The 18,078-nt window shown below is 35.3% G+C and carries 21 protein-coding genes and 2 riboswitches; of the genes, 17 read left to right on the forward strand and 4 right to left on the reverse strand.

The window, feature by feature from the left end; genetic code table 11:
• Positions 1–84: 84 nt before the first annotated feature.
• Positions 85–194: riboswitch (SAM riboswitch) on the reverse strand.
• 203 nt (positions 195–397) lie between these two features.
• A riboswitch (SAM riboswitch) is annotated at positions 398–507 on the forward strand.
• A gap of 71 nt (positions 508–578) precedes the next feature.
• From MKO96_RS20660 to MKO96_RS20685, 6 genes are all read left to right on the forward strand, one after another.
• Entirely contained in the window at positions 579–2,411 is a 1,833-nt protein-coding gene (locus MKO96_RS20660; protein WP_240588484.1) for a bifunctional homocysteine S-methyltransferase/methylenetetrahydrofolate reductase, read from the forward strand.
• Positions 2,411–5,809, forward strand: coding sequence for a methionine synthase (gene metH / locus MKO96_RS20665; RefSeq protein ID WP_240588485.1), 3,399 nt, complete (start codon positions 2,411–2,413; stop codon positions 5,807–5,809). The genes MKO96_RS20660 and metH overlap by 1 nt, the downstream gene beginning before the upstream one ends.
• Before the next feature lie 18 nt (positions 5,810–5,827).
• The gene (gene murG, locus MKO96_RS20670; RefSeq protein ID WP_240588486.1) at positions 5,828–6,886 is read left to right on the forward strand and encodes an undecaprenyldiphospho-muramoylpentapeptide beta-N-acetylglucosaminyltransferase; all 1,059 of its coding nucleotides are present in this window, start codon (positions 5,828–5,830) and stop codon (positions 6,884–6,886) included.
• A gap of 96 nt (positions 6,887–6,982) precedes the next feature.
• On the forward strand, positions 6,983–7,243 hold the full coding sequence (locus MKO96_RS20675; RefSeq protein WP_000817963.1) for a DUF3966 domain-containing protein: 261 nt from the start codon (positions 6,983–6,985) through the stop codon (positions 7,241–7,243).
• 95 nt (positions 7,244–7,338) lie between these two features.
• Entirely contained in the window at positions 7,339–7,713 is a 375-nt protein-coding gene (locus tag MKO96_RS20680) for a nucleoside 2-deoxyribosyltransferase (RefSeq protein ID WP_240588487.1), read from the forward strand.
• 79 nt (positions 7,714–7,792) lie between these two features.
• Entirely contained in the window at positions 7,793–8,281 is a 489-nt protein-coding gene (locus MKO96_RS20685; protein WP_000764275.1) for a hypothetical protein, read from the forward strand.
• A 36-nt stretch (positions 8,282–8,317) separates the two neighbouring features.
• Here MKO96_RS20685 and MKO96_RS20690 read toward each other — a convergent pair whose 3' ends face one another.
• Positions 8,318–8,629, reverse strand: coding sequence for a hypothetical protein (locus MKO96_RS20690; RefSeq protein WP_001093232.1), 312 nt, complete (start codon positions 8,627–8,629; stop codon positions 8,318–8,320).
• Between the two features lie 253 nt (positions 8,630–8,882).
• Here MKO96_RS20690 and MKO96_RS20695 point away from each other — a divergent pair, with 253 nt between their 5' ends.
• On the forward strand, positions 8,883–9,098 hold the full coding sequence (locus MKO96_RS20695) for a DUF3912 family protein (RefSeq protein ID WP_001008334.1): 216 nt from the start codon (positions 8,883–8,885) through the stop codon (positions 9,096–9,098).
• An 87-nt stretch (positions 9,099–9,185) separates the two neighbouring features.
• The gene (locus tag MKO96_RS20700; RefSeq protein WP_240588488.1) at positions 9,186–9,593 is read left to right on the forward strand and encodes a hypothetical protein; all 408 of its coding nucleotides are present in this window, start codon (positions 9,186–9,188) and stop codon (positions 9,591–9,593) included.
• A gap of 230 nt (positions 9,594–9,823) precedes the next feature.
• Here MKO96_RS20700 and MKO96_RS20705 read toward each other — a convergent pair whose 3' ends face one another.
• From MKO96_RS20705 to MKO96_RS20715, 3 genes are all read right to left on the reverse strand, one after another.
• Positions 9,824–11,218, reverse strand: a complete 1,395-nt coding sequence (locus MKO96_RS20705; protein WP_240588489.1) for an L-cystine transporter — start codon at positions 11,216–11,218, stop codon at positions 9,824–9,826.
• A gap of 106 nt (positions 11,219–11,324) precedes the next feature.
• The gene (locus MKO96_RS20710) at positions 11,325–11,567 is read right to left on the reverse strand and encodes a DUF2626 domain-containing protein (protein WP_000440714.1); all 243 of its coding nucleotides are present in this window, start codon (positions 11,565–11,567) and stop codon (positions 11,325–11,327) included.
• A 124-nt stretch (positions 11,568–11,691) separates the two neighbouring features.
• On the reverse strand, positions 11,692–12,387 hold the full coding sequence (locus MKO96_RS20715; RefSeq protein WP_000434122.1) for a helix-turn-helix transcriptional regulator: 696 nt from the start codon (positions 12,385–12,387) through the stop codon (positions 11,692–11,694).
• Between the two features lie 206 nt (positions 12,388–12,593).
• Between MKO96_RS20715 and comGA the strand changes: the two genes are divergently transcribed.
• The 9 genes from comGA (at position 12,594) to aroK (ending at position 17,934) form a co-directional block, all read left to right on the forward strand.
• A complete protein-coding gene (gene comGA, locus MKO96_RS20720) occupies positions 12,594–13,637 on the forward strand; it encodes a competence protein ComGA (RefSeq protein ID WP_087982732.1) in 1,044 nt (347 codons plus the stop codon).
• Positions 13,630–14,661 carry a competence type IV pilus assembly protein ComGB gene (comGB, locus tag MKO96_RS20725; RefSeq protein WP_240588490.1) on the forward strand — a complete coding sequence of 344 codons (1,032 nt, stop codon included), beginning with the start codon at positions 13,630–13,632 and terminating at the stop codon, positions 14,659–14,661. The genes comGA and comGB overlap by 8 nt, the downstream gene beginning before the upstream one ends.
• An 11-nt stretch (positions 14,662–14,672) precedes the next feature.
• On the forward strand, positions 14,673–14,972 hold the full coding sequence (gene comGC / locus MKO96_RS20730; protein ID WP_001178693.1) for a competence type IV pilus major pilin ComGC: 300 nt from the start codon (positions 14,673–14,675) through the stop codon (positions 14,970–14,972).
• A complete protein-coding gene (gene comGD / locus MKO96_RS20735) occupies positions 14,969–15,424 on the forward strand; it encodes a competence type IV pilus minor pilin ComGD (RefSeq protein WP_240588491.1) in 456 nt (151 codons plus the stop codon). The genes comGC and comGD overlap by 4 nt, the downstream gene beginning before the upstream one ends.
• Positions 15,417–15,719, forward strand: coding sequence for a competence protein ComG (locus tag MKO96_RS20740; RefSeq protein WP_240588492.1), 303 nt, complete (start codon positions 15,417–15,419; stop codon positions 15,717–15,719). The genes comGD and MKO96_RS20740 overlap by 8 nt, the downstream gene beginning before the upstream one ends.
• Positions 15,689–16,159: a competence type IV pilus minor pilin ComGF gene (comGF, locus tag MKO96_RS20745; protein WP_140386888.1), complete on the forward strand. Its 471-nt coding sequence runs from the start codon at positions 15,689–15,691 to the stop codon at positions 16,157–16,159. The genes MKO96_RS20740 and comGF overlap by 31 nt, the downstream gene beginning before the upstream one ends.
• Positions 16,156–16,527 carry a competence type IV pilus minor pilin ComGG gene (gene comGG, locus MKO96_RS20750; RefSeq protein ID WP_240588493.1) on the forward strand — a complete coding sequence of 124 codons (372 nt, stop codon included), beginning with the start codon at positions 16,156–16,158 and terminating at the stop codon, positions 16,525–16,527. Before comGF ends, comGG begins: the two co-directional genes overlap by 4 nt.
• Positions 16,528–16,667: 140 nt before the next feature.
• A complete protein-coding gene (locus tag MKO96_RS20755; RefSeq protein ID WP_240588494.1) occupies positions 16,668–17,318 on the forward strand; it encodes a 2OG-Fe(II) oxygenase in 651 nt (216 codons plus the stop codon).
• A 118-nt stretch (positions 17,319–17,436) separates the two neighbouring features.
• The gene (gene aroK / locus MKO96_RS20760; RefSeq protein ID WP_240588495.1) at positions 17,437–17,934 is read left to right on the forward strand and encodes a shikimate kinase AroK; all 498 of its coding nucleotides are present in this window, start codon (positions 17,437–17,439) and stop codon (positions 17,932–17,934) included.
• Positions 17,935–18,078: the final 144 nt, after the last annotated feature.

The following is an 18,078-nucleotide window of genomic DNA, read 5'->3' on the forward strand; positions in this document are numbered from 1 at the left end:
TTGGGAATCTTACTGCCCTCAAATAGCGGGGTAAAATAAAAAAAGCCTTCTAAGAAGAAGGCTTTCGGTTTGAATAGAGTCTTCTTCTCATCTGTCAAATCTTTCACAATTTGCTGGAATTAGCACCTTATTAACAAATGTTAATGGTTGCTGAGGCGTCATAGGGCCAGTCCCTCTACCTCTCTAGATAAGAATGTTCGTATGAAATTTTATTATGTTTTTAACTTTACAACAAAAGATAATTGAATTGCAACTTTATTTTAAATAATTTTTATTTTTCCGCAAGTGTCATTGACTTTTGTATTTGTGCATGCTAAATTTATTAAAAAATTAACAAAGATTGTTAAAAGGGGAACGCATTTCCTTTTAGCTACATAAATAAAATAATAAAGACAAACTCTTATTGAGAGCGGTGGAGGGAAAGGCCCTGTGAAACCCGGCAACCTTCAAACGAAATGTTTGAAACGGTGCTAATACCTGCAAAACGAATGTTTTGCATAATAAGAGGAGGAACGATTATGTCCCCCTCTTCAAAGTGAAGAGGGGGTTTTTTATATTGATAGAAATGAGGGAGATTTGTGAAATTACTAGATTTATTATCAAAAGGAATTGTAATAGGCGATGGTGCGGTTGGGACATTATTACATTCACATGGTTTGCAAAGTAGTTTTGAAGAATTGAATATATCTGATCCAGATTTAATTATATCGATTCATAAGCAATATGTAGCTGCTGGGGCAGATGTGATTCAAACAAATACGTACGGAGCAAATGAAGCGAAATTACGTATGTATGGCTTAGAGAATCAAGTTGTTCAAATTAATAAAGCGGCAGTGAAGATTGCGAAAGCATCTGTTACAGATAGAAATGCAATTTTAGGGACAATTGGTGGTATGAAACATATCGGAGCTGTTACGACAACTGATATGGAGCGAGAATTTATGCTACTGGAACAGGCAAGTGCATTACTAGAAGAACAGGTTGATGGACTGCTATTAGAGACTTTCTATGATGAGTTTGAATTACTTCATGCTGTTCAGGTGTTACGAAAACAAACGAATATTCCAATTGTAGCTCAATTAGCGTTACATGAGGCAGGTACGACTCAAAATGGAAATGATGTAAATGAAATATTAAAACAGCTTTTAGATTACGGTGCAAATGTCGTTGGATTGAACTGTCAACTAGGGCCACTTCACATGACGGAAGCTTTTAAAATGATATCGATTCCTCAAAATGGCTACTTGTCAGCATATCCAAATGCAGGTCTTCCGAATTATGTGGAGGGACGCTACGTATATGAGGGAAGTCCGGCTTATTTCGAAGCGATGACACCGAAATTTATTGAGCAAGGTATTCGGTTATTGGGTGGTTGTTGTGGCACTACTCCAGAACATATTGAAAGTATGAAACGTGCAATTGCAAATGTTACACCTGTAATAGAAAAGGATACGATTCAAAGACCGAAAGTAGTTCATACACATGAGAAACGTTCGAAAGCTCATGTCACTTTAGCAGAGAAAGCAAAAAAACAAACGACAGTAGTAGTGGAATTAGATCCACCGAAAACATTAGATACGCAGCGATTTTTTGAAGGCGCAAGAGCATTGAAAAGAGCTGGGGCAGATGCTATTACTCTAGCAGATAATTCATTAGCATCGCCTCGCATCTCGAATATGGCAATGGGGGCATTATTAACGAAGCACGATATTCCGGTATTGACTCACTTAACGTGTAGAGACCATAACGTTATCGGACTACAATCTCATTTACTAGGCTTATCAGCGTTAGGTATGGAAGAAGTGTTAGCTTTAACTGGTGATCCAGCACGCGTTGGTGATTTTCCAGGTGCCACTTCTGTATATGATTTGTCCTCTATTGAGCTCATTAAAATGATTAAAGAAATGAACGATGGGCGCTCCATTTTAGGGAAATCAATAGGTCCAGCAACAAGATTTTCAGTGGGAGGTGCGTTTAATCCGCATGTAAGACATTTAAAAGCAGCGGTTAAGCGAATGGAACGGAAAATAGATGCTGGAGCGGAATATTTCTTAACTCAGCCGATTTATGATATCGCGTTAATTGAAGAAGTGTATGAAGCGACAAAGCATTTGGAACAACCTATTTTTATTGGAGTTATGCCATTAATAAGTAAAAGGAATGCAGATTTCCTTCATTTTGAGGTGCCGGGTATTACTCTACCTGAAGAAATAAGAGAGAGAATGGATGGACATGAAACGAAAGACGCAGCAATTGAGGAAGGGATTCGCATTTCACAAGAATTGATCGATGCGGCGATGAAATATTTTAACGGTATTTATCTTATTACACCATTTCTAAAATATGAAATTACAGAACATCTTGTTAAATATGTGAGAGAAAAGCAAGAAGTGAAAGAAGGTATTAATTGATGAAATGTATAGAAGAAAAATTACAAAATAACATCTTAATATTAGATGGTGCAATGGGAACAATGATTCAGCAAGAGGACTTAACTGCGGAAGATTTCGGAGGAGAAGAGTACGAAGGTTGTAATGAATATTTAGTAGAAACAAGGCCTGATGTCATTTTGAAAATTCATAAAGCTTATATTGAAGCTGGAGCGGATATTATTGAAACAAATACATTTGGGGCGACAAACATTGTATTAAGTGATTATGCGTTGTCTCATTTAGACGAGGAATTAAATGGGAAGGCAGCACGTTTAGCGAAGCAAGCGGTCAACGAAAGCGGGAAGGAAGTATATGTTGCGGGAGCAATGGGGCCGACAACGAAAGCGATTAGTGTTACTGGTGGTGTAACGTTTGAAGAATTAATTGAAGCCTATACAAGGCAGGCAAGAGGCTTATTAAATGGCGACGTAGATGTATTACTCGTTGAGACGAGTCAAGATATGCGTAACGTGAAGGCTGCTTATATTGGAATTCAAGCAGCTTTTGATGAGCTAAATAAAATTGTACCTATTATGATTTCAGGAACGATTGAACCGATGGGAACGACTCTGGCCGGGCAAACAATTGAGGCTTTTTACTTATCGATAGAACATATGAGGCCATTATCTGTTGGATTAAACTGTGCGACTGGTCCGGAGTTTATGAGAGACCATATTCGTTCACTATCTGATTTGTCGGAGTGTTACATTTCTTGTTATCCAAATGCAGGTCTTCCTGATGAAGATGGGCATTATCATGAATCTCCATCTTCTCTCGCTGAAAAAGTGAAGCGATTTGCTGAAGAAGGATGGGTTAATATTATCGGTGGTTGTTGTGGCACAACACCAGAACATATAAAAGCAATGAAATCCGCGTTAGCTTCTCTTAAGCCGCGTGAACACCACGAAAGAGATGGACACGGGGTTAGTGGATTAGAGGCACTGCAATATGATGACTCTATGAGACCATTATTTGTTGGTGAAAGAACAAACGTTATTGGGTCACGTAAATTTAAACGATTAGTAGCAGAAGGGAAATTTGAAGAGGCTGCTGAAGTCGCAAGAGCGCAAGTGAAGAAAAATGCTCATATTATAGATATTTGTATGGCAGATCCTGATCGCGATGAAATAGAAGATATGGAAAACTTCTTGGCAGAAGTTACGAAAGTGTTAAAAGTACCAATTATGATTGATTCAACAGATGAAAATGTGATGGAGCGAGCTCTTACTTATATTCAAGGAAAAGCTGTTATTAATTCAATTAATTTAGAAGATGGAGAAGAACGATTTAAAAAAGTGACACCGCTTCTGCGGAAATATGGTGCTGCTATTGTTGTAGGAACAATTGATGAAGATGGTATGGCGGTTAGTGCAGAACGAAAACTCGAAATTGCGAAAAGAAGTTATGAGTTATTGACGAAGAAATATGGTATACGCCCGTCAGATATTATTTTTGATGCACTTGTATTTCCAGTAGGGACAGGTGATGAAGAATATATTGGTTCAGCGGCGGCGACGATAGAAGGAATTCGCCTTATTAAAGAAGCATTACCAGAGTGTTTAACGATTTTAGGTGTAAGTAACATATCATTTGGTTTACCACCAGCTGGCCGCGAAGTATTAAATTCCGTCTTTTTATATCATGCAACGAAAGCAGGATTAGATTACGCGATTGTGAATACGGAAAAATTAGAACGGTATGCGTCAATTCCAGAGGAAGAAAAACGTCTTGCAGATGCATTACTTTTTGAAACGACGCAAGAGACGTTAGAAGAATTTACAAATTTCTATCGCGCGGCAAAAAAGAAAGATGTCGTTATCCAACAAACATTAACTCTTGATGAAAGGCTGGCAAATTATATTGTAGAAGGTACGAAACAAGGGCTACAAGAAGATTTAAGCCTCGCACTTACAGAAGGAAGAAAACCTTTGGATATTATTAATGGCCCACTTATGACAGGAATGGATGAGGTGGGACGATTATTTAATAATAATGAGCTTATCGTTGCCGAAGTATTGCAAAGTGCTGAAAGTATGAAAGCTGCCGTAAGCTATTTAGAGCCCTATATGGAATCTAGCGAGAGTGCGAAAAAAGGGAAAGTATTATTAGCAACTGTTAAAGGTGACGTACATGATATTGGGAAAAACCTCGTTGAAATTATTTTATCGAATAACGGATATGAGATTATTAATTTGGGGATCAATGTTCGCTCGGATCGAATTGTGCAAGAAGTACAAGAAAAGAAGCCTGACATTATTGGCCTTTCTGGTTTATTAGTAAAATCAGCGCAACAAATGGTAACGACTGCTGAAGATTTAAAAGCGGCAAATATTGATATTCCAATCGTTGTAGGCGGGGCAGCGTTAACGAGAAAGTTTACAGATAATCGTATTTCCCCATCATATACAGGGCTCGTATGCTATGCGAGTGATGCGATGACCGGGCTTGATATTATTAATAAGCTTCAAAAAGAAGAAGAGCGCGAGAAGATGAAACAAGATAAAAAAGAGCGTCATCTTCATATCGTAAAAAAAGAGGAGAAGAAAGTAGAAATTCCAGCAGTAATTGAACCGTTACCGAAGGCTGAGGTTATGATACCTGATTCAACAAAGCGAATTGTATTACGTGATATTCCAGTTGCACATCTCGCTCCATTTTTAAATAGGCAAATGCTACTTGGACATCACCTTGGATTAAAAGGAAATGTGAAGAAGCTTTTGCGAGAGGGAGATAAGAAAGCGCACGAATTAAATGATTTAATAGACGAATTATTGCAGGAAGGACAATCTTGGTTAAAACCGAAAGCGGTGTATCAATTTTTCCCAGCGCAAAGTGACGGACAAAACATTTTAATATATGATCCAGAAGATCATACACGTGTTATAGAGCGTTTCACATTCCCAAGACAAGGAAAAGAACCATATCGTACTTTAGGTGATTATTTACGACCAGTTGGAGATGAGATGGACTATGTTGCTTTCCTATCTGTTACGGTTGGGGAAGGCGTTCGGGACATTGCTGAAGAGTGGAAGGCAAAGGGTGATTATTTACGCAGCCATGCGATACAATCGTTAGCGCTTGAACTAGCAGAAGGTCTTGCTGAAAAAACACATATGCTCATTCGTGATCGCTGGGGCATTCCGGACTCACCTGAACTGACGATGGAAGAACGTTTCCGTACGAAATATAGAGGGATACGTGTGTCCTTCGGTTATCCGGCATGTCCAGAACTTGCAGATCAAGAAAAGTTATTTAGCCTTATTCATCCAGAAGAAATAGGTATTTCATTAACAGAAGGATTTATGATGGAGCCAGAAGCATCTGTGACGGCTATGGTATTTTCTCACCCTGAAGCAAGATACTTTAGTGTATTATAGTGTAGAAGGGGGAGACGTATGAAAAAAATAGTCTTTACAGGTGGCGGTTCGGCAGGGCATGTAACACCTAATTTAGCCATCATTCCACATTTACAAGAACAGAATTGGGATATCTCGTATATTGGTTCTCATCAAGGGATTGAGAAAACGATTATAGAACAGGAAGGCATTCCATACTATAGTATTGCAAGTGGAAAGCTACGTCGTTATTTTGATTTAAAAAATATAAAAGATCCTTTTCTTGTAATGAAGGGTGTTAGGGATGCGTATGTAGGGATTCGAAAACTAAAACCGGATGTGATTTTTTCAAAAGGTGGTTTCGTATCTGTACCAGTCGTAATTGGAGGCTGGCTAAATAGAGTCCCTGTTTTATTACATGAATCTGATATGACGCCAGGACTAGCAAACAAAATTGCGCTCCGTTTTGCTTCGAAAATATTTGTTACATTTGAAGAAGCTGCGAAACATTTACCGAAACAAAAAGTAATCTATACAGGATCTCCTGTACGTGAAGAAGTGTTAAAGGGAAATCGTGAAAAAGGTTTAGCGTTTTTAGGTTTTTCACGTAAAAAGCCAGCTATTACAATTATGGGAGGAAGTTTGGGCGCAAAGAAAATTAATGAAACGGTTCGAGAAGCGTTACCAGAACTTCTGAAAAAATATCAAATTGTTCATCTTTGTGGAAAAGGTAATCTTGATGAAAGCTTACAAAATAAAGAAGGATATAGACAATTTGAATATGTACATGGAGAACTGCCAGACATATTAGCGATAACAGATTTTGTTATTTCACGTGCGGGCTCTAATGCCATTTTTGAGTTTTTAACATTGCAAAAGCCGATGGTTTTAATTCCGCTATCGAAATTTGCAAGTCGTGGAGATCAAATACTAAATGCAGAGTCTTTTGAAAGACAAGGATATGCTTCTGTATTGTATGAAGAAGATGTGACTGTGAAATCTCTTATAAAGCATGTCGAAGAATTAAATCAAAATAATGAGATGTATAAAACAGCTCTAAAAAAATATAATGGAAAAGAAGCAATTCAAACAATCATTCAACATATTTCAGAGGCATGATGAAACAATCATGTCTTTTTTAATAGGATGAAAGATTCCAAGGATTGATATTTTTATGTTACAATAGCAAATGGATTAGTAGGGAAATTCCAATTAATGAAGCGTGAAAATACGAATGGATTAGGAGTGACTGTGTTGGAGCTAAGTCTCTATGAAAATACTGCACTTATTATATGCTTTGTGTTGTACGTTGGTAGTGTTATTGTTTATATTTCAAGGAAATTTTCGCAAGAAAGAGAGCTTGAAAAATCAGAAATCACAGCTGAACTAGAAATGTTAGCTGATGAAAGTTATAAAAAGAAGAAAATAAAAGAAGAGCATGAAGAATCCCATCATTTAAACGCAAATAAGTTTTAAAGATGGGGATTTTTTTTTTGAAGTCGTTCTTTATTATGTTTATAGCAAGTAACGCTAAAAGGAGTTTCCCGTACATAATGAAGGAGTGTATATAAATGAATTTTTATGTCGCCTCAGGATTCCAAAATAAACATCTTGTACGTTCTATAGCAAATGAACTTAAACATGCAGGATGGCACCATACATATGATTGGACTAAAAACGAAAGAGCAGTGAATCAAAATCAATTAAGAGAAATTGGTCAGGCAGAAAAGAATGCTATAAAAGAAGCGGATGTCTTTTTACTTATATTAGATGGCGGAAACGGGAGCCATACAGAGTTTGGAATGGCGATTGCGCTAGAGAAAAAGATATATGTATATCATGAAAGAAACCCACTTCAAACAACGTTCTATCATTTGCCAGAAATAAATATTTTTGAAGGAGATGTAACTGGATTTGCATCTCATGTTATGAACCATGTGAAATAATAGTAACGACCTAAAAGGTTATAAAAGTGATCTTTTGGGTACAGTGATGATAAGAAACATATATAAAGGAGTACTTAATATGAAATTAGAAAATGGATGGGAAACGAGCTTTTTAGAAGTCGTACAAAATAGTGAATTTAAGAAAGAGGCCGTTCTTAGTCAATTGCTTTGTGAGGATAGTGAAGAAGTAGAAGAGCTTGTTGATGATTATGGTTATGAAGAAATCATTGAACGCGAACATGATGATGAATTAGCAGAAGTTTTAGGGGAAGAACTTTTCGATGAGATGGAACGACACGTATTCTTATCTTCACAGCCAGAAGAAAAACTTATTTCATTCGTAAATGGATTAGGTTTTCATGTGTTAGATTGGATCGTTCTTCTTGAAACAGAATTTGGCATTGATAGTGTACACTTTACGTCGGACGCCGTGAAAATGTTAGAAAAGCGCTTTAGACAATTTCCATACATAGAGGATAAGACGATTTTTGATATGACATTTGGAGAAGCAATGGATGTATTAGAATCCATTACAGGATTACAACTGAAGGAAAAGATGAACGTATAATGTAAAAAAAGAACGTGATATCCTCACGTTCTTTTTTTACATTATAATAATTTTATCATCTAGTTTTGTTTGCCCGCTAAGAAGTGCGTTTAAATATTCCACTTTTCTTATACAAGCCTGTATATGTCTTTCAACCTCTTGTAACTCTGCTTGGTGATGTGTTTCAATCGGATGAATTTGTACGTTGAATTTTTCAAATTGACTACTATATGTTATTTCTGCATAGCCGCTCATAATATCCATTTCGTTATGAAATAAAAATTGTTTCGTTTTGTCACAGAATGATACATTCTGAAAGCCATATACTTTTAATGCGTCAATTACTTTTTTAATCATTTTTGTATTCATTTTTTTAACCCTCTTTGCGAAGTTCTACTTATATATTATAACATAAAAAATTACATAGAAAGCGCTTCCAAGTGTATTTTATTATAAACTTTACGTTTCAATCACAAAAATGAAACAAAGAAAAAATAATTGTAAAGAAGGGAGGACTCTTTTATTGTTTCGTCATATATATAGAGAAATAGTGCAAGGAAAGGGAATTTTCCGAATTTGAGTTCGTATTTCAAATTTAAGCGCAATAAAAGAGGTGAGAGACTTGAACTTTGATATTGTAGGACAAAAAGCATATATAAAAGATGGACCGCATCGGAACCGAATTGGAATTGTAAAGAACAGCGAGACAAAATTAGAATCGCAGTTTGCTATTGTAATTGGAGAACAAATCATTGATGTAGAGCTAAAGGATATCGTGTTAGTTGGAGTAGACGTAGGACAATTTCATAAATGGTGCGAACAAAATGGTTATTTGTAAGAAGGACGGGCTGTGAGATAATGAAATATATTTGAGAAAAGAGAATATGTTATTGTATTCTCTTTTTCTATGTGTAAGGAGACGGAAATGCAGTATAAAGAACAAGATTTTACATTGGAGTTAAAAGAGAAGATTCAATGCATGGAGAAGGAAACAGAGAGAATATCATTTAAACTTTTTAAAGATTATTCACATTTGTACATAGAAAAAAACATGGAATTATTTATAGAACTCATCAGAGATAAAGAAGATCCTTTTGAAACAGGATATTCTTCATCCATTTCGATAGCTGTATTAGATGAAGAAGGAGAGATGATTGAATTTTATACAGTTCCTATCTGGGAATGTTGTAATTATTTTTTAGGGGTACCGCTTCAAATAAGGTTTTGGGGAAGTAAGTTAAGTGGTGAACTTGTTGATGAAACTTATTGTGAGATAGAGGAGGAGTTAAAGGAGCGGTTGGAAGAGTTTTTACAGTTTGCAGATGAGGAATAATAGTTAGTCTTTAGTTTATAATTAATAGTTATTAAAAAATGAAAAAAAGTATAATTTCTTTATATCTATACATGGTGATGTATAAGTGGTGTTTTACTATGGCTGAAGTAATTGGTAGAGCTTTATACATAGTGTTTGAAACAATATGTTATGCCTTATGTATAAAAGACAAAGAGGAAGATGAAAAAACTAAAAAAGGACGCTAACATTTTTTGTTAGCGTCCTTTTCATTATGAAGCAATTTCACCAGTTTTTGTATCATCTTGATTGTACGTATCTTGATCTAATTCACCAAGCCATTTACTAGAAATAAGACCTGCTGTCATAGAACCACTTACGTTAAGAGCTGTACGACCCATATCGATTAATGGTTCAACTGAGATAACAAGAGCGACAATACCGATTGGTAAGTTCATTGTAGATAGTACGATTAACGCTGCGAATGTTGCACCGCCACCAACACCGGCAACACCGAATGAGCTAATAGCAACGACAGCGATTAAAGTTAAAATAAATTGTGGTTGTAATGGATCGATTCCTACAGTTGGAGCGACCATCATTGCAAGCATTGCTGGATAAATACCTGCGCAACCGTTTTGTCCGATGGATACTCCGAATGATGCTGCAAAGTTTGCAATCCCTTCGGAAATACCAAGCTTTTCTTTTTGCGCTTCAATATTTAATGGCATTGCACCAGCACTAGAGCGAGATGTGAATGCAAATGTTAATACAGGGAACACCTTTTTTAAATATTGAATTGGATTTAAACCAGATAGAGCAATTAATAATAAGTGGATAACGAACATTACGATAAGTGCCACGTAAGACGCTAACACGAAGTTACCAAGTTTTAAAATAGCATTTATGTCGCTACCAGCAACTGTTTTTGCCATAAGAGCTAATACGCCATATGGAGTAAGACGTAAAATTAATGTAACCATACGCATTACGATTGCATATACAGCATCTAGCATTTTCTTAAATAGTTCTGCTTGTTCTGGATATTTTCGTTTTACCCCTATAAAGGCGATACCGATAAAGGCTGCAAATATTACAACAGAAATTGTTGATGTTGGACGAGCACCTGTTAAATCAAGAAACGGATTTGTAGGCAACAGCTCTAATAATTTATCTGGAATTGTTGTTTTTTCAATAGAAGTAAATCTTTCTTCAACTAGCTTCAGACGAGCAGACTCTGCATCACCTTGTTGTAAGCCTGTTGCTGATACATCAAATCCTGCACTTGCAGCGATACCGACAGCTGCGGCGATTCCTGTAGTAAGAATTAAAATTCCGATAATAAGACCACTAATTTTACCAAGATTTTTTGTTAACTGTAATTTTGTAAAGGCTGAAATAATAGATACTAAAATAAGTGGCATAACGATCATTTGAAGTAATTTCACATAACCGCTACCGATTAAGCTAAACCAAGTATTTGATTCAATAATTACTTTAGATGTTGGCTCATAAATAAATTGTAATATAAGACCGAATATAATTCCGACTCCTAAAGCAGTAAATACACGTTTATTAAAAGATACATGCTTACGTTGCATATAATATAATACCCCAACTAAGATGATCATGACTGCAACGTTAATTCCGACAAGCAGTGTATTCATGTTGATTCCCCCTAATTCCAATCTGTTATATAGAATATAAGGTAATAAAACCTATAAGTCAACTAGGAAATTGAGGAATTAAAAAAAAGATGGCAAAATGCCATCTTTAATGTCCAGCTCCAGGGACAAGTAAAAACGTCGTGTAGTATGTAAATCCTATGAAGAAAACAGTTAAATATGCCCCGAATACGTATATATACATACGCTCTGTTAAGTTTAAATAGCTTAAAAGTACGAAGAAACCTGTTTGTCCTAAAAATAGTAGTGCGGTCGAATGCATATCCCCTACGTAAAACATAACCGAGAAAATTCCAGTCCAAAAGCCGAGAACGCGAAACATGCGCTCCATGCCATCTCCCTCCTTTTCTAAAAAAGTAAACCTCTCCTCATTATAGTTTATTTTTCTTACTATTGTAAATATTCGTTCATATAAAAAGAAGCCAATTATAATTGGCTTCTTTTTATATGAGAAATTAAATTGTTAGTTTATAATTACAAGATTTACATCCATCTAGTAGACTATCGTTTCGAGTTAATTCCGTGTTAGGGAATAGGATTTCAAAAATCCCTTTCATCATATCTCCGTGCATATTACAAATTTCAGTTGGGTGATGAACAGCAACTTCTTTAAATGGACAATTGTGTACATCGTAGAAAATTTTCGTTCCATCTGCACTTAATTCAAATGCAGGTGATAAACCAGCTGTTGAGAAAGCTTCTTTTGCAATTTGGACTTTTTGCTCTACTGTTAAAGCATCTTCATTCACATGTAAACGCTGCATATGTTGTTGCATTAACTCGGCCCCGAATTGTTTTCCTGTTTCGTATAGCGCTTTTTCACCAGCGGCGCCAAGGCTAAGTAAAGAATTAAATGCTATTCTTGCTAACAATTGATAATCGCGGAATGGAAATTGTAATTGAATCACATCTTCAGATAATACATATAATCTGCTTGGTCTTCCGCCTTTTCCAGTTTTCTTTGTTTCCGATTTCAGCATATGAACATCTTCTAATTTAGATAAATGTAAACGGGCTACGTTTGGATGAATGTCAAACTCATCTGCAATTTCTTGTACAGTTACGTAACTATGTTTTTGAGAAATATATTTATAAATGTAATAACGAGTTGGGTCAGATAATACGCCTGTAATTTTTAAAGCTTGTTCCATGAGGATCTCCACCTTTATCACTTTATCCAAGATAATAACATTATAATACAGATAAACTTCCATATAGGTAATTTCAGACAATAATTCGGAAATTGTTCATAATTTCACAAACATATTTTTCCTTTTTACTCTAGTGAAAATACAAAAATGCCGATTTTTCTTATCTGTTTTTTCATGCTATATACATAGTGGGGAGGGAAAAAATGATGAATGGAATTGAAATTTTTGCGAATATGATTTTGAAAGAGGCGTGCAGGGTACAAGCTTCGGATTTACATATTGTGCCCCGGAAGAAGGATGTAGCGGTTCAACTGCGTATAGGAAAAGATTTAATGACGAAACACTGTATCGAAAAGGAATTTGGAGAAAAACTTGTTTCACACTTTAAATTTTTAGCATCCATGGATATAGGGGAGAGACGGAAGCCACAAAATGGTTCACTGTATTTACAAATGGATGGACAAGAAGTGTATTTACGCCTTTCCACGCTTCCAACCGTATATCAAGAAAGTCTCGTTATTCGTCTTCATTTACAAGCATCTATTCAGCCGTTATCTCATCTTTCGTTATTTCCAAGTACAGCGAAAAAACTACTCTCTTTTTTACACTATTCACATGGGTTACTCGTATTTACTGGACCGACTGGTTCGGGCAAGACAACAACAATGTATGCATTATTAGAGGTGATTAGAAAAAAGAAAACACGTCGCATCGTTACACTTGAAGATCCAGTTGAAAAAAGAAATGACGATGTATTACAAATTCAAATAAATGAAAAAGCAGGTATCACATATGAGGCGGGATTAAAGGCCATTTTACGTCATGATCCAGATATTATTTTAGTCGGTGAAATTCGTGATGAAGAAACAGCGAAAATCGCTATAAGAGCAAGTTTGACTGGACATTTAGTAATGACGACATTGCATACTAGTGACGCGAAAGGAGCGATACTCAGGTTTATGGATTATGGCATAACGAGGCAAGAGATTGAACAATCTTTATTGGCTATAGCTGCACAGCGACTTGTCGAATTGAAGTGTCCGTTTTGCCAAAGAAAGTGCTCAACTTTATGTAAATCAATGAGGCAGGTAAGACAAGCGAGTATTTATGAGTTGTTATATGGATATGAGTTAAAACAAGCGATTAAAGAAGCAAACGGGGAATGTGTCACATACAAGCATGAAACATTAGAATCTTCGATACGAAAAGGATACGCTTTAGGATTTTTAGAAGAGGATGTGTATGTTTAAGAAAATATGGAGTTTAAGTGATCAAGTCGTATTGCTGAAACGATTAGGAGAACTATTAGAAAAAGGATACTCCCTTTTGCAGGCATTAGAATTTTTACGGTTTCAATTACCTTTAGAAAAGAAAGTACAATTGCAGCGTATGATTGATGGATTAAAAGATGGAAAAAGTCTACACGATTCTTTTCATCAATTAAAGTTTCATCAGGAGATGTTAAGTTATTTATTTTATGCCGAGAAACATGGTGATATTTCTTTTGCATTGCAACAAGGGAGCGCACTTCTTTATAAAAAGGATAAGTATAGGAAAGATATGATGAAAATAATGCAGTATCCTATGTTTTTGGCGCTCTTTTTACTAATCATGATTTTGATTTTTAACCGCATTTTATTACCACAGGTTGACATGGTATATAGTTCGTTTGGTTCTACAGCACCGTTATTTACAGAACAAATATTAAGTGCAATTAAGCTACTGCCCTATCTAATTTTTAGCATTATTTTTATCGTTATGATTGGCTGTAGTGTATATATATTTTACTTTCAAAAACTCCCGCATATGAAGCAGGTAAAAATTAAGCTTCGTATCCCTCTCGTAAAAACATTTCTTATTTTAAAGCATTCACATTATTTCGCCACTCAATTGAGCGGTTTATTACACGGCGGACTATCAGTACTTGAGGCCCTAACAATAATGATGGAGCAACATTATCATCCGTTCTTTCAATATGAAGCGGGCCGAATTGAACGTCAATTAATTGCGGGAGAACCGTTGCAAGCTATTATTGCTAAAAGCGGATATTATGAGGAAGAACTTTCTTATATTATTACGCATGGACAAGCAAACGGTAATTTGGCGATTGAATTAGGTGACTATAGCGATCTTATCATGGAAAAAATGGAGCAAAAAGTTAAACGTATGTTAGTGATCATTCAACCAATTTTATTTACGTGTATTGGAGGAATAGTCGTTCTTATGTATTTAGCAATGATTATGCCAATGTTTCAAATGATGAATTCTATTTAGGAGGCATTTACATGCAGAATGAAGAAGGGTTTACCCTTTTAGAAATGTTATTAGTGATGGTCGTCATAACTGTATTATTACTATTAATTATTCCGAATGTAGTTACACAGCGTTCATCTGTCGAAGGAAAAGGATGTAAAGCCTATGTGAAATCTATAGAAGCGCAAATACAAGCATACCATTTACAACATAATAAAATTCCCTCGCTAAAAGAGCTAAGGGATGAAAAATATATTACAGCTGATGAGTGTCCGAATGGTGAATCCATTCATATTTCAAATGATGGCACAGTAACAACTGGGAAACTGTGAAACAAAAAGGTTTTACGCTTTTAGAAATGCTACTCGTTCTATTTGCAATTTCTGTACTAAGCATGGTCACGTATTTTAACGTACATTCATTACATGAAAAACAAAAATTGGAACAATTTTTAAGACAGTTTTCAAACGATATTTTGTATATGCAACAATTAGCGATAAACCGTCAAAAACACTATACATTACGATGGTATAAAGATAGACATACGTATTATATAGGGGAGCTAAGTGAGAATCTTACTATCATTAAAAGAGAATATGATAGTGATATACAAATTGATTTGAATACTTTTCCAAATCCGATGACATATAATTCGAGTGGAAATATTAATAGAGGTGGCACTATTTTACTTTCGTATCGAAGTTATAAATATGAGATTGTATTTCAGCTTGGGAGAGGGAGATTTACGTATCGTGAAATGTCAAAAAGGGTCAGTGATGGCTGAGATGCTTGTAGCATTAAGTATAGTAATGATGGCAGTATCTTTACTACTTCCGCAAACAGTATTGCTTATGCAAGAACGAAAAAACATACAAATTCGTTATAAAGCATTTGTATTATTAAAAAGGGAAGCAGCTTTATATATGTATGAGAATGGGGCGAAACGACCGCAAGAAAAAGTCGTAAACGGAAATGTATATTACACATATTGGGGAGGAAATGAAGTTTGTGCTATGTGGAAAGATGTGAAAGGAAAAATGATGGAACAATGCTTTTATGCAGGAGAAAAAATAAATTAGAAGTTGGGTTTACATTAATAGAAATGATTGTATGTCTTTTTCTGTTATCACTGTTCTTTTTACTCTTGCCACGTTTAAACTTTATTGGAATAGAAAATAAACAATCGAAAGGATTAAATAATTGGGAATGGGATGTGTTTTTAGGACAAGTACAATTAGAATTTCGTGAAGTATCATTTGTAGAAAAAATAGTCCCTGAAAATAAAGATAATCTTTTGCGCTTCCGTCTTCGTACTGGAGATGAAGTGACATATGAAAAATTGAATAACCATCTTATAAGAAAAGTGAATATGCGCGGAAGAGAAGTTATATTACAAAACGTTGAAATGGTTTCGTACGAAGTAACACCTCATTTGCTCTTTATAAATGTGAAAGATATGAGTGGGAAAATATATGAAGGTGTAGCTGTCAGGTATAGCGAAATGGAAATAAATATATGAGAAAACAAGATGGATTTACGATGCCAGGAACAATCATTTTTCTTGTATTATTAACTTCGTTCTTTGTATACGAAACGAATATGTTGCTTATAGATAAAAAATTTTATATTGAAATAGAGCAAAAGTTTGTACTGGAAGAACTACTAAATCGATCAATTACAAATATAAAAAAAGACTTACAGCAAAAAGAAAAGGAAGATACTTTTTTCTTTCAATATGAAAAGGGCGAAGCAAGTGGAAATTACGTCTTTGAAAACGACGATATTCTCGTTTCGTTGCAGTGCAAAATTAAACAGAAAATTTTCTATAAAGTAAGCTTTCGGTATAGAAAAAAGGATGAAAAAATATTCGATTGGATAGAAGGATAGTATGTTGAATGTGTGAACAAAAACCATAATTTCTCATTTTAAAACAGTTGAAAGTTTAAATTTTCTCAAAAAAGAGAAAGGTAGAAAGAATATGATATATTCAAGCTATCCAAACATATTTTTTTAGGGAGAATAGGGAAATGACAAATAACAATCAAATAGGTGAAAATAAGGAACAAACTATTTTTGATCATAAAGGAAATGCAATTATGACAGAAGATAGAGAAATACAAATTATTTCAAAATTCGAAGAACCTCTTATTGTCGTGTTAGGAAATGTATTAAGTGATGAAGAATGCGATGAATTGATTGAATTGTCTAAAAGTAAGTTAGCGCGTTCAAAAGTTGGTTCATCACGTGATGTAAATGATATTCGAACGAGTAAGGGTGCATTTTTAGACGATAATGAACTTACTGCGAAGATTGAAAAACGAATTTCATCTATCATGAATGTTCCTGCATCGCATGGTGAAGGATTACACATTTTAAATTATGAAGTGGATCAACAATATAAAGCGCATTATGATTATTTTGCGGAACATAGTAGATCAGCTGCTAATAATCGTATTAGTACGCTTGTCATGTACTTAAATGATGTAGAAGAAGGCGGAGAAACGTTCTTTCCGAAATTAAATCTTTCTGTGCACCCTAGAAAGGGAATGGCAGTATACTTTGAGTACTTTTATCAAGACGAATCATTAAATGAGCTTACGTTACATGGAGGGGCACCTGTAACGAAAGGTGAGAAATGGATTGCAACGCAGTGGGTAAGAAGAGGCGCTTATAAGTAAACGCGTGTATGAAACGTTTTGTTCTTCATTTTATAAGAAGAACAAAACGTTTTTTTATTAAATAATGTAATCATTCGTTATAATAACAAATAATAACGGATGATTGGGAGGAACGAACATGAAATCTATATACATAACCGGTTATATGGGAGCTGGGAAAACAACAATTGGAAAAGCGTTAAGTAAAGAACTTCATATGGATGTTGTCGATACAGACCAAAAAATTGAAGAGAAGCAGGAGAAGGCGATTCGTAATATTTTTGCTGAAGAAGGCGAAATGGCTTTTCGGGAATATGAAAGTGAAATGTTACGTTCACTACCTAGTTGTAATGTAATTATTACAACTGGTGGTGGAATCATTGAACGAGAGGAAAACCGAAAGTGGATGAAGGAGAATGGAACTGTCGTGTATTTATATTGTGATCCACATGTCATTGCAGAAAGGCTTCGTGAAGATACGACACGTCCACTATTTCAGAAGAAAGATATAGAGGCATTTGTGACGAAATTTGAATCGCGCCGAGCTTATTATGAAGAGGCTCATATTCATATCGATACGACGAATAAGTCTGTAAAGCAAATTATGAATGAATTAAAAGAAAAGATTAATGATTGAACTACTCACCACTTAACGTCCTTACGGACTGTTTGAAGTGGGAGATTCCTAAGTACAGAAGCCTAGTGGCTTCTAATTCATTAGGCTATCCCCGTAGTTCCTACGGTTAGAAGCCTTAAAGCTTCATTTTTAAGATTGATACTT

Source organism: Bacillus sp. ES1-5 (genome assembly GCF_022487605.1).
GTDB classification, from domain to species: Bacteria; Bacillota; Bacilli; order Bacillales; family Bacillaceae_G; genus Bacillus_A; species Bacillus_A wiedmannii.